The sequence below is a fragment of the Runella sp. genome, assembly GCF_965279615.1.
In the GTDB taxonomy this organism is placed as follows: domain Bacteria; phylum Bacteroidota; class Bacteroidia; order Cytophagales; family Spirosomataceae; genus Runella.
Genome location: NZ_OZ257252.1, coordinates 6169749 through 6184972, shown reverse-complemented (window position 1 = coordinate 6184972; position 15224 = coordinate 6169749). Strand labels below are relative to the sequence as shown.

Below are 15224 nucleotides of genomic sequence, written 5' to 3'. Positions count from 1 at the left end.
GAAGTCAGAATCTATCGGTCAAAGGTCGGGATATTGCCGGCATTTTGTGCCCCCAAAACCGGTAGTTTATAGTGCATACATAATGTGTAAAAGCCAATCCGTTTGGCTCTGCAAAATTGAAATAGGCCCGGCAAACAATTTCTCATAGAAAACCCTGATTTTACCTCAGGGTTTTCTATGATTTTCAGAAAGTTATCAAGCGGAGGCAGACTTATTCGGTTGGTTATTTCACCATGAACCGGAAGTTATGTAATTTTGGGCATGGATTCAATCACTGACTTTTTCCACTACCTCCTTAACTCTGAAGAGATTATCCGCACAGGTGGTTTGGTATTAATAACGCTCATCATTTTTGCCGAAAATGGTCTATTCTTTGCGTTCTTTTTACCGGGCGACTATCTCGTGTTTTTAGCGGGTATCTTCTGCGCATTAAACATTCTGAACGTTCCCATTTTTTTGCTGCTGGGATGTCTTTTTGGAGCAGCCGTTTTGGGCTCACTAACCGGTTATCTAACGGGTCGTTTTTTTGGCGACCGGATTCAAAACCGCCCGGATTCGCTTTTTTTCAAGAAAAAACACATCGAAACCACTCGTAAGTATTTTGACAAATATGGGAGTCGGACGCTCGTTATCAGTCGTTTTCTTCCTGTAATTCGCACCTTTGCACCTATTTTGGCGGGTTTGGTCAAAATGCGCTGGCCCGGATTTATGCTCTACAATGTTATAGGAGCAGGATTATGGATTTTTGGATTAACAGGCGGTGGTTATTATTTTGGCGAGAAATTCCCCTGGATTATTAACTATGTTCATTATATCATCATTTTCTTTTTGGCAATTACTACATTTACGGTCGTGCGGGGATACTTTGGGGCAAAAAAAGACATTGGCAATGAGTGATAAAATGTAGTCCGAAAAGGAAAGGCCACCGTAGTACAGTTAACCATACAAATTATGTTTCTTTTCCACATAGGCTTTTTAAACATCGAATGGGTGGATGTTTTGGACATCCTCCTGGTGGCGTTTTTGCTGTATCAAATCTATTACTTAGTTCGTGGAAGCTTAGCGAGTCGCGTATTTCTGGGGTATTTGCTGATTTATCTTTTCTATTTGGTAGTACGTGCCATCGGGCTTGAACTGCTGACCAAAATTCTGGAATACTTCATGGGGGTGGGAGCAGTCGCTTTGATCGTGATCTTCCAACAGGAAATTCGTCGTTTTCTGTTGTTCATTGGAAAATCGACCGCTTTTGCCAACAATCGTCTGCTCGGTCGTTTTTTGCGCCAGCCTACCTCTACCGACAAAATCAACGAGATCAAGCCCATTATTGAAGCTGTACGGGCAATGGCATCCGAATTTACGGGTGGGCTGTTGGTCATCAAGAAGAATGATGAATTGGATAAATACCTCCAAACGGGCGAAGAAGTTGACAGTGTTCTTTCAAAACGTTTATTCCTTTCTCTTTTTAATCAATACAGCCCCATGAATGACGGGGGCGTGATTGTAGCCGATGGTCGCATCAAGGCCGCACGCTGCATTTTGCCCGTTTCTGACAGTGATGATTTTGGCAATTTGGGCTTTCGTCACCGGGCAGGTTTGGGGATGAGTGAAGTAACCGACGCTGCCGTTATTGTGGTTTCTGAAGAAACCGGGCGTATTTCGTTGGCCATTGAAGGTAATTTATTCAGTAATATTCCCGCTTCTGAGATCGAAGAGCGGCTCAAAAAGTATTTGTTCGAAAAAGGCAAAAAGTAATATGCCGCTTCAGTTTTTCATTTTTTCGGTCTCTGCCGAGTTTCCGTAATAAGGATAGGTTTCAAAAGGGCGTTTCCCATCTATACGCGGGTCTTGGGTATCTTTTCGCCATTGAGTAAGTTGAGCCGCCAGTTTCTTTTTTATAGCTTGATAACTGCTCTTCTGAGCGATATTGTTTACTTGATCGGGGTCTTTCTTTAAGTCGTACAACTCTTCAGCAGGGCGTTTCGCAAATGTCAATTGATAATGATAGGCATACTTGACGGAATCGCTTAACATTATATCTTTGGTCGGACCGGGATCAACATCACCATACGCACCAACGGCAAAATAAAGCTGTGGATCACCGGCGGGCCATTGGGTAGGTTCAAGATTTTGTATGTACAGATAATCATGCGTACGAATGGCTCTGATCGGATAACTTCTATCGCCGCGACGCACATTGGCGTGGCGTTCGCGCTCCGGAAAGACCTCTGTTCGATGTTCCCGAACTTGCTTTTTCAATAAAGGCCACAAACTTTTACCGGACATTTCTTTGGGAATGGGCAACTTGGCCGTTTCCAAAAATGTGGGAGCAAAATCCACAAAGCTCATGAACGTATTGGTTTGTTGAGGCGCAATCTTTCCTTTCCAATAAAATACCAGAGGCAGATTAGTGCCGGCATCATACACATTAGCTTTGGCACGTGGAAAGGGCATTCCATTGTCAGAAGTCACCACAATGAGTGTATTTTCCAATTCACCGATTTCTTCCAATTTTTTGATCAACTCTCCCACTTCATGGTCAAAGCGCTGGATTTCATAATAATAATCCAATATATCTTCGCGTATTTCGGGCGTATCGGGCCAATAGGGTGGCACACGTACATCGGCAGGGTTCATGCCCGAGGCTTTGCCCGTTCCGGCTTCGTAGACACGATGTGGGTCTTGACTTCCAAACCAATAGCAAAACGGTTGGCCATCGGACCGTTTCTCCAGAAATTCATTAAAATCTTTGTAACTATTGCCTGCGGGATTTTGTGTGTATCCTCCAACATTAAAATCTCCCGGCCCCCACCCTTTGCGTTCAAGACCTACGTGGTAACCGTCTTGGGCAAGCAGTGTGGCATAATTGGGAAGTTTGGTTTGCAGGGTACTCCAAAGATTTCCGCTTTCTTCGTTTTGATGAGGATACCGCCCCGTCAAGATCGTCGCACGGGAAGGTGTGCAGGAGGGCGAACCGCAAAAAGCATTGGTAAAAACAACTCCTTCCCGCGCTAAGCGATCAAAATTAGGGGTTTTAACTACTTTATCGCCATAAATACCCGCATGTTTTCCCCAGTCGTCCGCAATACAAAAAAGGATATTAGTTTTTTTTTGAGCCCATGAAGGCTGCATAAAAAATCCTGACAAAATTAGTATTGTGGTACGGACAGCCTGTCCGTAAACATTTAAAGACACCCAACGAATCATCTCAGGAATGGTTTTGTCTGTCTATCAACTTCTTTTTAACAGCGGTCTTTTGTTGAAATGTAATTACGGACAGGCTGTCCGTACCACATCAATAATTTCCTTTATAGATATGGTCATTTCGCTTTTGCTGAATTCGTTTGAGCGGGATCTGCAGACCATTGGTACTTTCCAACCATCCCCACACTTGATCGCGCAGGTCTTTGGCAATGGTCTGGTGTTCAGGGCTTCGTATCAGATTATTGATTTCCATGGGATCAGCCTGTAAGTCGTATAGTTCGTTGGCATCCCATACGCCGTGATTGAAAATGTATTTATAACGGTCGGTTCGCACGGCAAACATTGTGGGTGTTTGGGGAAAATCATATTCCCAATAGTACTCATAAAAAGCACGATCTTTCCAAGGTATTTTTTCTCCTTTCAATAAAGGCAGAAACGATTTTCCCTGCATTTGGGCGGGCGTCGTTAAACCCGCATACGCTAAAATGGTAGGAGCAATGTCTATGTTTTGAAGTACGTTTGTCAGTTTGGTCCGGGGTTTAATTACGGATGGGCAACTCATCAGCATCGGTACCCGCATTGATTCTTCATAGGCGTGGCGTTTATCGATCAGTCCACGCTCACCAAAGCTAAAACCATTGTCGCCCATATAAATGACCAGCGTATTTTCGGCCAATCCATTGTCTTCCAAGTATTTCATCACACGCCCTACGCTTTCATCTACCCCCAATAACGTTTCACAGTATTGACGGTAAAAATCATTGAAACTGATCGAACCATGATATAAGTAATCCACTCCATGCCAACTGTATCGCTGATTTTTAACCCAATTGGGCATGTCCTTCAGGTTGCTTTTCACTTGCCCGGTTTCAGGGTCTTTGGCATTTGTTCCCCATATTTTACTGGTATCGCTTTTGGTCAGATACATTGACGCCGGATAGTGGATCGGCATGTCTTTGTACACACCCGCGTGACGCTTGGCAGGTTGAAAATCAGCATGAACTGCTTTGTGCGAGAGGTATACAAAGAAAGGTTTGTTTTTGTCCTGCTTGCCCATCCACTCAATGGCATAGTCGGTCAACAGGTCGGTGGTGTAGCCATCTTTGTGGGTCACCTGCTTGCCATTGATATTAAAAGTAGGGCTGTAGTAAACACCTTGTCCTTTAAAGCTTAGCCAATAATCAAACCCGGGCTGTGGTGCGTCATCGCCATTCCCCATGTGCCATTTTCCCAGAAAAGCGGTTTTGTAACCTGCTCTTTGAAGATAAGAAGGAAAGAATTTGGTAGTGGGCGGCAGCGGCGCAAAATTGTCCACAACCTGATGTGTATGTGCATATTGGCCCGACAAAATACTCGCCCGGCTTGGCGAGCAAAGGGCTGTACTTACAAAGGCATTTTGAATATGCGCCCCTTTGGCGGCCATTTTATCCAGATTGGGCGTTTGCAAACCTGAGAATTTCCCCATAAACCCCATAGCGTCGTAGCGATGGTCGTCGGCCAGAATGAAGATGACATTTTTGGGTTTCTGCTGCGCAAAGGCTGTTTGTGACAGAATTGATAGAAGGATAATAGATAAAAATCGCATTTTTTTTATTTTTTCAGAACGCTGATTAGTATGATTGTTAAGATTTATTATGTAATCATAATTTTATCTTCGAAATCATACTAATCAGTGTTCTATTACTTTAGATTTTCCGCAACTTGTATTCGTTTGAAAATACTTTCCGTTTTGACTGTGCTTCTTTCCCAAAATTAAGGAGTAAACCAACCTCAATGTCCGTTGCTTTAAGATAATTTGTAAGTTGAGCCTCATGCTCAGGCATAAGTACGTCGGCGGCCTTAAGTTCAAGAATTACACAATTCTCAACTATAATATCAGCGTAGTAATTTCCTACTCGCTCTCCTTCATAAAAAACATCAATCGGAATTTGTTTACTACAAAGCAACCCCAATTTTCGCATTTCAAGCATCATTGCATTTTCGTACACTTTTTCCAAAAACCCATAACCTAAGGTGTTGTATACTTTATAAAATGATTTAATAATAACGCTTGTGAGTTCTGAATGTTTGTAGTTAAGGTTCGTCATAAAAGAACACTGATTATTAAGATGATTCAATATGCTTTAGACTACCTCTTTTACAACAGGTATCATAACTTCATCATCAAAATCTTAAAAATCAGTGTTCTAAATTTCAATCTTCAGGAGATACTTCCGCCGCATATCGTTGATCAAAAACTTTTTTTGAGTTGTAAAACTCTCGGGATGCAGCTGCGCAAAGAGCACTTCCCATTCGTGGAAACGCTCTGCTTCGTGTTGGCGAAATGCCTTTATGTCTATTTTTTTGGTGATAAGGTATTCTTCAAAAGTCATTGTCTGTCAAAATGTCGTTTTTTATGAAATGGAACGGTGATTGAGGCAACGGTATTTTCTCATTCTAAAAACACCATGATAACCTTCACAACCTCAAGTACTGACGTCGCCGAGGGCGGCAGTTCAGTCTCACAAAATGATGCACCTTTACTCGATGCTTACTCCCAAACGGTGGTAAATGTAGCTAAAAAAGTCAGCAACTCGGTCGTTCAGATCAAAGTCAGCGGCAAAAAAGAAACCCGCAGCCGCACCCCCAACGACGGTCAGGGAACAGGTTCCGGATTTGTGATTTCTTCCGACGGATTTGTGATTACCAACAATCACGTCGTGGCAGGTGCCACCAAAATTTCAGCATTGCTGCAAGACGGTCGCGAGTTTGAAGCGCAGATCGTGGGCTGCGACCCCGCCACGGATATTGCCGTTTTGAAGATATATGGTGACGCGCTCAAGGTTGTACCTTTCGGCAATTCCAAAAACCTGCAAGTAGGTCAAATCGCCATTGCCATCGGCAATCCTTACGGATTTCAGTACACTGTTACAGCAGGCGTTATCAGCGCGTTGGGTCGTTCACTACGTTCTGAATCAGGCCGTTTGATCGATGACGTTATTCAAACCGATGCTTCGCTCAATCCCGGCAATTCAGGAGGGCCACTGGTCAACTCGCACGGAGAAGTGATCGGGGTCAATACTGCCGTTATTCTGCCCGCACAAGGGTTATGTTTTGCGGTCTCTTCCAACATTACGGCACAGGTAGCCGGTCAGCTTATTATGCAGGGGCGTGTACGCAGAGGCTATTTGGGTATTGCCGGTCAGCTCATCAACCTCACCGATCGTATCATGCAATACAATCAATTACAAACCAAAACAGGTATCTACATCGTAAGCGTAGAAGCCGACGGCGTATCGTACAATTCGGAATTTAAGGCGGGCGATATTATCGTGGGTTTTGAAGGAACCCCCGTTGGTTCAGTCGATGACCTGCATAAATTACTCACCGAAAACTCCATCGGCAAACGCAGCGAAGTGACGATTTTACGGAATAATTTGGCGAAGAAAATAAGCGTTATTCCCGGTGAGTTGAAATGATCGTTGGAACTTGATGGGCGAAAACTGAAAAATCAGAAATGTAAAACTGAAAAATGCTTTTCATTAAAACGCCATAAAAAACCCTTTATAAATCAATCCGGAGGTTTTTTTATGGTGTTTCAACACGTTCTATTGCGTCCTGAAAATCAGCGTGCATTTGGTTAAAACGCGCAAAGATGGTTTTCAGAAATGCCTCGTCGGTGAAGAGCTTACGAATATCGGCTTCATCACCTAAAAAATCCATTTCACTGACTTTGTACGTTTGCTCGTACAGGCCGGCTTCCACTTTAACAATGTACTTACCATTCCAAGTGTAAAGGCCAATTTTGTACAAATCGGTACTTGTAATATCTCCAACGTAACGCATATCTGTCTCTGTGTTTTTTTTGTGCAGGCATGTTTGGTGCAGACTTTGGTTTAGTGCAGGCGGTTATGAGTAACCGCCTGTATATTGGTCGGTGAAGCAGGTTGTGAGCAACCTGCTTCACCGACCAATATCATTCACATCCTTCTTTTCGGCGGGTGTCGATGATACTCCAGATTTTCCAACCTGCGGCAGTTTTGACCAATTGAAAGGCGTTGACACCGCAATGACTGAAATTGCCTTTGAAATAAAATTTGTAAGGCGTCCACGCTGTAGCCATGTCACCGTCGATGCGTATTTCTATGGCGCTCAGTCGTTCGTCCAAATCACCCGGCGTGGCTTTGCCGATGCTTTTCAAAAATCCTTCAAAGGAATCAGAACGTACAGTCATTTCGCCGGATTTGTTTTTAGCAATCGATTCAAGGCGCGCTCCGGCCATTAACGACTGACGCACTAAGGTAGAATCGCTCTTTTTCATGCCGTCAAACAGTTGTTGGATAGGCTCTCTCACTAACGGCTCTTCGGTTTTTTGGGCCAAAAGTCTTCCGCTCAAAAGTAGCGCAATGCTCAAAAGTGGGAATAGTTTTTTCATAAAAAGGAGTTTTTAAAAGAAACAAAAGAAGCGACGCTTAGAAAAACGTCGCTTCGTATTTATGTCAAGCAATAACAGTCTATTTGGTGGCTGCGGCTGCGGTATCAGCAACGGCAGGCGCGGCTACAGGAGTCGCATTTTCAGCAGTAGCTGCGCCGAAAAGCTTCTCGCGAATGGCGTTTGTGCGTTGTTCCAACTCAGGCTTAGCCGTATATTTAATCTTTGTTTGGCGAGCCGCTGAGTCAGGGTGTACACCGTAAACGTACTCATCACCCGCGCGTACGTCAGTTTGGGCAATCGTATTGTTCTTTTGATACTTACAAGAGGCTAAAGAAACCGCCAACAACAAAGCACTTATTTTCAAAAAGTTACGTTTCATCTTCAAGATTCGTTTATCAAATTCGTACAAAAATAGAGTTCAAATTTGAAATTGCCAACGTTTCTACGTTTGTTTTGCAAAATTTTAACGCATCTATGTCCATTCACTTAGACAAATTGACACCTCGCGAAATAGTCGCTGAGCTTGATAAATACATTATTGGGCAACACGATGCCAAGCGCAACGTAGCCATTGCCCTTCGAAACCGTTGGCGGCGCATGAACAGTACGCCCGAAATGCAAAAAGAGATCATTCCCAACAATATTCTGATGATTGGCGCCACGGGGGTTGGAAAGACCGAGATTGCCCGTCGATTGGCCAAAATCGCTAATGCACCTTTTATAAAAGTAGAAGCTTCTAAATTCACGGAAGTGGGCTATGTAGGCCGTGATGTAGAAAGCATGGTGCGTGATCTGGTAGAACAGGCCGTAAATATGGTAAAAACCGCCAAAAAAGAAGCCGTAAAACAAAAGGCGCAGGAGATTGTCGAAGACATCATTTTGGACGTGTTGATTCCACCCATGTATCCTAACAACACCAACCAACACCACCATCGTCCCAGCGTTGGATTTGCCATTACGGATGATAATGACGTGATAAATACGCCGCCGCCGCCAATATCTTCCATGCCCGACCAGGAACTCAACGAACGGACAAGGGTTCGTTTCAGAGAAAAACTGCGCGCCGGCGACCTCGAAGACCGCAAGATCGAAATCGACATGCAAGCCTCCGCAGCACCCAATATCGGCGTTATGGGCGGTCCCATTGATGATATGTCGATGATGAACATTCAGGAAATGCTTGGTAATATGATGCCTAAACGCAGCAAAAAGCGCAAGTTGACCATCGCCGATGCCCGCAAAATCTTACTTGAAGAAGAAGCGGCCAAACTCATCGACATGGACGAGGTCAAAGAAGAAGCCATTGCCAAAGCCGAAGACTTAGGCATTATTTTTATTGATGAAATTGACAAAATCGCCAATTCGGGCGGCAAAGGTGGCGGACCGGACGTAAGCCGTGAAGGCGTACAGCGCGACCTTCTGCCGATTGTAGAAGGCTCTACCGTCAACACCAAATACGGTCCCATTAAAACCGATCATATTCTGTTTGTGGCAGCGGGAGCATTCCACGTTTCTAAGCCGTCGGATCTGATTCCTGAATTACAGGGTCGTTTTCCGATCCGTGTCGAATTACAAAGTTTAACCGAAGACGATTTTTATCGAATTTTAAAGGAACCCCGCAACTCTCTTACGCGCCAATACGAAGCATTGATGGAATCAGAGGGCGTTGACTTAAAGTTTGAAGACGATGCGTTGCGAGAACTCGCAAAACTTGCCTTTACGATCAATTCCGACGTTGAGAATATCGGCGCGCGCCGTTTACAGACGGTCATGAGCACCTTGCTCAATGACTTTATGTTTGATATTCCTGACGTTATCGGTGCCAATTCACATGTATTGGTAACGCGTGACTTGGTACAGCAAAGGCTGTCGAGTCTGGTGAAAAACCGTGATCTGAGCCAATACATTCTGTAAGCAATTAGATAGGAAGCGTCAGTACCACACACGTCCCTGCGGGGGCGTGTGTATCATCATACAGATCAATCGTGTGAGCGGTAGCATCGGCTCCGAGCAACTGAAGGCGTTCTTCGGTCAGTTGCGTCCCCAATGACTTGTGACCCATTTGTTTATGGAGCGCCGCTGCATCTCTGCCCACTCCGTTATCCTGAATGATTATTTGCAATTTATTCTCAACTTCAGCGACCGAAATCGTCAATTGGCGGTCGCCTGATTTATTAAGCAATCCGTGCCAAATAGCATTTTCTACGTACGGCTGAATCAGCATCGGAGGAATCGAGATCAGGTCGGCATCCACGTCTTCATTGATCTGAATCTCATACTCAAAATTGCCCGAAAACCGCAGGGATTCCACCTCTAAATACAATTTCAGCGCCAGTAATTCATCCGAAAGAGGAATCTTGTTTTTAGCGGAATTGACCAAAATAATGCGCAACAACTTCGAGAATTTAGTCAAATAATTGGTCGCTTCGGCCTGTTGTCCGTTCATGACACAACTCCGAATGGAGTTGAGCGCATTGAACAAAAAATGAGGGTTCATCTGCGAACGTAGCGCCCGCAAACGCCAATCGCTCATTTGTACGGCCATTCGATTCTTTTCCTGAATGGCATTCAATCGCCAACGTATAAATTGAAAAACCCCTCCCAATATCAGCAATGCCATGAGAATCTTGAACCACCACGTTTCATAAAAAGCGGGTTTTACGGTCAAATGAATCAGGATCGGTTTTTCATTCCACACCCCGATACTGCTCCCGCTCTTGACTTTCAGCACGTACGATTTTGGGTCCAGATTGGTAAACGTCACCCTGTTTTTGTTCCCCAGATCAATCCAACGTTTATCAAAACCTTCCAATTGGTACTGATAGCTGTTTTTGGAAGGTGGGTCAAAATTCAGGGTCGAAAAACTGAAGGACACTGTATTTTCGTCCCTTTCCAACATCAGGTTCTCAGAAATGTCGTGATTACGTTTTTTCCCGACAACATCCACCGAACTCACGGCGATGTTAGGCACAAATTGACCTGAGTTTAGTTCCCTGATATTCAGAACATCAAAACTATTGTTGTATCCCACCAACAATTCCCTTTTTTTATTCATCAGGAAACCGAAGGAAATGTTATTGGAAAGTCCTTCCACACTCGTAAAACGCTTAATGGTTCGATTGGAAGGGTTGGCAATGTGAATTCCTTCGTTGGTGCTGAACCAGAGATTGCCTTTTTCGTCCTCCCCGATGTTTGAGCAATAGGTATCGACCATTTTATCGTGCTCATAATCAAAGGTTGTGAGAATTTTTCCGCTGTTGTCCAATTTATTGATGCCTCCCCAACTTGCCACCAACAACGAGCCATCTTCATTTAAGCTCAGCTTGTTGATACACATACCCGCAAAACTCTTTCCGGCATTACTTTTCAGGTCTTTTACCTTTACAAAAATTGACATGGATTCGTCAAAAACCACAACGGCATTCGAACAGCCTGCGATCCAAATCTTACCATTTTTATCTTGTTCGATCTCTTTTAATACCGCATCATCAAACCATTCTTTGTTTCGTTTTTGATCCCACACTATGAGGGATTTACGGGTAGCAAAATCAATTACCTGCATCCCCTGCGACAGGTGAATGATCCAAAGACGGCGCTTGGTGTCGAGCATGGCATCCACTATATCGGGAGATTTGAAAAAACGATGGTAGTTGGTAGCCTTAAAACTGCCCGTTGAATTTTCAAAGATAAAAATACCGGCGTCGGTAAACGCCCAGAGTTGGGCATTGATAAAACGCAGTTTGTGGGTGTAAGCACTCACGGGATAACGATATAGCTGAAACCGGTTCTCCCGACGATCCCAACGCAGAACGCCGGTATGTGACAAACCCATAAAAACCTCATTTTCAGAAGCTCCATTGGCAAAACACATAACTCCTACAGGTAGTGTCACCAAGTTTTTGGGCAAATTGAGAACACGAATTCCAATGTTTTGGTAACGGTATTTATAAAGGCCTTCGGTAGTAGTGATCCATAAAATACCGTTTGCCTTGTCGTCGTACATGCTTTTTACGTGCGTCGCTTTTTCATAAAAGTCCGCAAAATGGTAAAAGCGCTTTTCATCGGGACGAAAAACACTTAAGCCGTACTTTGTTCCGACAAAAAGTATTTTTCGATGGTTTTCATCCACACCTTCCTGTACGCAGGTAACATTTTGATTTTCAATCCCTTTTGAAAAATATTCTGCCGTGTCGGTCGAAGGCGTGTAACGCAACAGACAACCGTCGTGACAGGCAATCCAGAGTTGCTGCCGACTGGAATCTTCAGAAGCTGACCACAAACGAAGCGGGCGTCGATTCTTTGGATTAGCAGCCTCTGCCCCTATTTGACAAACCAACCGATCCGATTTGCGGTCATAACGGTACAAACCTATGTCGGAAACGGCCCAAAGCGTATGACCGGAATCCTCGAAAAAACGGGAGATCTGATGATATAGCCCCGAAGCCGGCAACGGATACAGGGTTATTTTTTTCGCAACGGGATCATAGCGTTTGACATTCAGCAAATCACACGACCAAACCTGCTCATGAGAATCTACGAGCACTTGGTCGTAGTGGTTATTTTCAAGTTTTTTATCTGCGTAATTAATAGGCAATACTACTTTTACACTCAAGTCCTTCGGATCAATCGCGCACAATCCTTTTGCCGAATTGCAGGCATAGATACGACCGCTTTTGTGATCAACGGATACACCGGTGCTATACCCCGAAGCGGCTTCTTCAAAAGTGTCAAAATTGTAGCCATCATAGCGACAGAAGCTCCTTGATGAGCCAAACCACATAAATCCCTGTTTGTCTTTGGCAGCAGACCAAACATCGTTGGAAGGAAGCCCCTGTTTGGTAGAAATATGCTCAAAGGAAATATCGGGCAATTGAGCCATTCCAAGAAACGGCAGAAGAATCAGACAAAAAAACACTCTCTTTATTTCCAAGAACTTATCCATGCAAATAAAGAGAGTGACAGGATGAAAAACAGACGTTCATTTGAGCGATTTTGCTGCCAAATTAGCCATCAATAAAATCAAATAAAAATCAGATTTTTACTAAAAGACATTGTTTTATTACAAAATACTCCGCTCAATTCCCATTTCCAAGCCACGCAATTCTGCCAATCCACGCAGGCGACCAATGGCGGTATAACCCGGATTGGTCTTCTTGCCGGCGTTGAGGTCATCGAGCATTTTATGGCCGTGGTCAGGGCGGAACGGCATGCGCAGGTCTGTGCGTCCTTCCTGCTTTCTCCTTCTTTGTTCCAGTATCAGCGCTTTCATCACACCGTACATGTCTACATTTCCTTCCAAGTGGTTGGCTTCGTGGAAGTTTCCTTCTTCGTCACGCTGCGTAGCCCGCAAATGAATAAAATGAATACGGTCGCCGAGGCGCTCAACCATTCCTACCAAATCATTGTCGGCCCGTACGCCGTAGCTTCCGGTACAAAAACATATCCCATTGGCGGGCAACTCAACCGCGGCCAACAATTGCTTGGCATCAGCTTCGGTACTTACCACGCGCGGTAATCCCAGAATCGGATACGGTGGATCATCGGGGTGAATCGACAATCGAATACCTGCATCCTGCGCTACGGGAACGATTTCTCGCAGGAAGGCATACAGATTTTCGCGTAATTCTTTGTCACCTGTGTATTTATACGTATCCAACACATCTCTGAATTGCTCTACGGTATAGCTTTCTTCCGAGCCGGGCAATCCCGCAATGATGTTACGCACCAATCGTTTGACGTCGGTTTCAGATGCTTTATCGATCCATGCTTTTGCCTTTTTTTGTTGGGTTTCGGTGTAATGTGCTGCTGCACCGGCACGTTGGAGAATGTATAGTTCAAACGCTGCAAATTCATTAAAATCAAACCTCAACCCTGTAGAGCCGTCGGGCATCGGTGAGTCCAAATCGGTACGCGTCCAGTCCAAAATGGGCATGAAGTTGTAACAAACCGTATCAATGCCGCTCTGAGCCAGATTGACCAGCGATTCTTTATAATTCTCGATGTATTGTTTGTAGTTGCCCGAGGCTTTTTTGATATCCTCATGAATGGGAACACTTTCCACCACCGACCAACTGAGTCCTGCCTGCTCAATGATAGCCTTGCGGTGCTGAATGTCTTCTACCGTCCAAACCTGACCGTTTGGAATTTGGTGCAAGGCGTTTACAATGCCCGTTGCGCCGGCCTGTCTTACATCTGACAGGCTGACGGGGTCATTGGGGCCAAACCACCGCCATGTTTGTTCTAATGCCATACTTTATGTGCTGATGCACTGTTAATTGTTATTTATAAATCTCTGTTCGAGTAGTTCGCTTTCTTTCGCACCTTATCAAGGTATATCCGTTGCTGTCGATAAGCAAAAAAATAAAGTCAGCAATTGAAAAAAATTACTTCACAAATTTGCTAAAAACAGACCTCAGCTATTGTTTATGCAAATTATGTCCTATATTTTGGCGTTTAATTCCTAAAAATCTTCTTGACCTTGAAAATTGCGATTTTAAAAGAAACGAAAGCCTTTGAAAGGCGCGTCGCTATCACACCTGATATTGTTAAATCTCTTCTGAAAGTAGGTTTTACGTGTGCCATCGAACGTGGCGCGGGCGAAAATTCCTCCCTTTTAAATGCAGAGTACGAAAAGGCCGGCGCTACTGTCGCAGCCGACACTAAAACGCTTCTGGCCGATGCCGACGTGGTGCTTAAAGTCAACGCCCCTACGCTCGAAGAGGTCGCGCAAATGCGCGAAGGAGCTGTTTCGATCTCGTTTTTGTACGCTTATACCCAGCCCGAACTGGTCAAAGCACTCAACGCAAAGAAGATATCAGCTTTCAGCATGGATGCGGTACCACGCACTACCAAGGCCCAAAGTATGGATGCGCTCAGTTCGCAGGCCAACTTGGCGGGCTACAAAGCTGTATTGCTCGGAGCCAATGCACTCGGCAAGATATTCCCGCTCATGATGACCGCCGCCGGAACCATTAAACCGTCCAAAGTGCTGATATTCGGTGCGGGCGTGGCGGGGTTACAGGCCATTGCCACCGCCAAGCGCCTCGGTGCGGTCGTGGAAGTATCGGATGTTCGCCCCGAAACCAAAGAGCAGGTGGAATCATTGGGCGGTAAGTTTCTGAGCGTGGAAGGCATGGAAGCCAATAAGTCGGAAGGCGGCTACGCCAAAGAAGTGTCGGCGGAATTCTTACAAAAACAACAGGACCTCATCAAACAGCGTATCAAAGATGCCGACATTGTTATTACAACAGCATTGGTCATGGGTAAGAAAGCTCCTATCCTTGTCACGGAAGAAATGGTTAACTCCATGAAAACGGGCAGCGTGATTGTAGATATGGCCGTGGAATCGGGCGGAAACTGCGCTTTGAGCGAACCCAATAAAACCGTGGTCAAAAACGGCATTACCATCATCGGAGAATCGAACCTTCCCGCACTTCTCTCAACCAACGCCAGCGACCTGTATGCCAAAAATATCAGCACACTTCTTTTCCATTTAGCCAACAAAGATGGGTTCAAATGGGAATTGGAAGAAGAGATCACCAAAGGCAGCCTCATTACGCACAAAGGCGAATTAATCCACGGGTTCACCAAAGGGATTTTAGGCTGAAAT

14 protein-coding genes are annotated in these 15224 nt (G+C 44.7%); 5 read left to right on the top strand and 9 right to left on the bottom strand.

The features are described from left to right. The first annotated feature begins 261 nt into the window (after positions 1-261). Complete coding sequence (locus tag ACQY73_RS25890) at positions 262-897, top strand: DedA family protein (protein ID WP_428656660.1); 636 nt, start codon at positions 262-264, stop codon at positions 895-897. 54 nt (positions 898-951) lie between these two features. Then, on the top strand, positions 952-1752 hold the full coding sequence (cdaA, locus tag ACQY73_RS25885) for a diadenylate cyclase CdaA (RefSeq protein WP_428656658.1): 801 nt from the start codon (positions 952-954) through the stop codon (positions 1750-1752). 9 nt (positions 1753-1761) lie between these two features. On the opposite strand, the gene ACQY73_RS25880 is transcribed toward cdaA, so the two are convergent. From ACQY73_RS25880 to ACQY73_RS25865, 4 genes are all read right to left on the bottom strand, one after another. Then, positions 1762-3129: a sulfatase family protein gene (locus ACQY73_RS25880; protein ID WP_428656656.1), complete on the bottom strand. Its 1368-nt coding sequence runs from the start codon at positions 3127-3129 to the stop codon at positions 1762-1764. Positions 3130-3292: 163 nt separating this feature from the next. Next, a complete protein-coding gene (locus ACQY73_RS25875; RefSeq protein WP_428656654.1) occupies positions 3293-4786 on the bottom strand; it encodes a sulfatase family protein in 1494 nt (497 codons plus the stop codon). A gap of 100 nt (positions 4787-4886) precedes the next feature. Beyond that, positions 4887-5288: a GxxExxY protein gene (locus tag ACQY73_RS25870; protein WP_428656651.1), complete on the bottom strand. Its 402-nt coding sequence runs from the start codon at positions 5286-5288 to the stop codon at positions 4887-4889. A gap of 99 nt (positions 5289-5387) precedes the next feature. Beyond that, positions 5388-5573, bottom strand: coding sequence for a hypothetical protein (locus ACQY73_RS25865; protein WP_428656649.1), 186 nt, complete (start codon positions 5571-5573; stop codon positions 5388-5390). 75 nt (positions 5574-5648) lie between these two features. On the opposite strand from ACQY73_RS25865, the gene ACQY73_RS25860 reads away from it, so the two are divergent. Beyond that, a complete protein-coding gene (locus ACQY73_RS25860; protein ID WP_428656646.1) occupies positions 5649-6659 on the top strand; it encodes a S1C family serine protease in 1011 nt (336 codons plus the stop codon). A gap of 109 nt (positions 6660-6768) precedes the next feature. Here ACQY73_RS25860 and ACQY73_RS25855 read toward each other — a convergent pair whose 3' ends face one another. The 3 genes from ACQY73_RS25855 to ACQY73_RS25845 form a co-directional block, all read right to left on the bottom strand. Further along, positions 6769-7026: a hypothetical protein gene (locus ACQY73_RS25855; RefSeq protein WP_428656644.1), complete on the bottom strand. Its 258-nt coding sequence runs from the start codon at positions 7024-7026 to the stop codon at positions 6769-6771. A gap of 130 nt (positions 7027-7156) precedes the next feature. Then, positions 7157-7615, bottom strand: coding sequence for a nuclear transport factor 2 family protein (locus tag ACQY73_RS25850; RefSeq protein ID WP_428656642.1), 459 nt, complete (start codon positions 7613-7615; stop codon positions 7157-7159). Between the two features lie 79 nt (positions 7616-7694). Then, positions 7695-7994 carry a hypothetical protein gene (locus tag ACQY73_RS25845; RefSeq protein ID WP_428656640.1) on the bottom strand — a complete coding sequence of 100 codons (300 nt, stop codon included), beginning with the start codon at positions 7992-7994 and terminating at the stop codon, positions 7695-7697. A gap of 95 nt (positions 7995-8089) precedes the next feature. Between ACQY73_RS25845 and hslU the strand changes: the two genes are divergently transcribed. Then, complete coding sequence (hslU, locus tag ACQY73_RS25840; protein ID WP_428656638.1) at positions 8090-9529, top strand: ATP-dependent protease ATPase subunit HslU; 1440 nt, start codon at positions 8090-8092, stop codon at positions 9527-9529. Between the two features lie 4 nt (positions 9530-9533). On the opposite strand, the gene ACQY73_RS25835 is transcribed toward hslU, so the two are convergent. Both ACQY73_RS25835 and uxuA read right to left on the bottom strand, forming a co-directional pair. Beyond that, the gene (locus tag ACQY73_RS25835) at positions 9534-12494 is read right to left on the bottom strand and encodes a histidine kinase (RefSeq protein WP_428656635.1); all 2961 of its coding nucleotides are present in this window, start codon (positions 12492-12494) and stop codon (positions 9534-9536) included. Between the two features lie 180 nt (positions 12495-12674). Beyond that, positions 12675-13865 carry a mannonate dehydratase gene (uxuA, locus tag ACQY73_RS25830; RefSeq protein WP_428656633.1) on the bottom strand — a complete coding sequence of 397 codons (1191 nt, stop codon included), beginning with the start codon at positions 13863-13865 and terminating at the stop codon, positions 12675-12677. Positions 13866-14093: 228 nt separating this feature from the next. Between uxuA and ACQY73_RS25825 the strand changes: the two genes are divergently transcribed. Continuing rightward, positions 14094-15221, top strand: a complete 1128-nt coding sequence (locus tag ACQY73_RS25825; RefSeq protein WP_428656631.1) for a Re/Si-specific NAD(P)(+) transhydrogenase subunit alpha — start codon at positions 14094-14096, stop codon at positions 15219-15221. Positions 15222-15224: the final 3 nt, after the last annotated feature.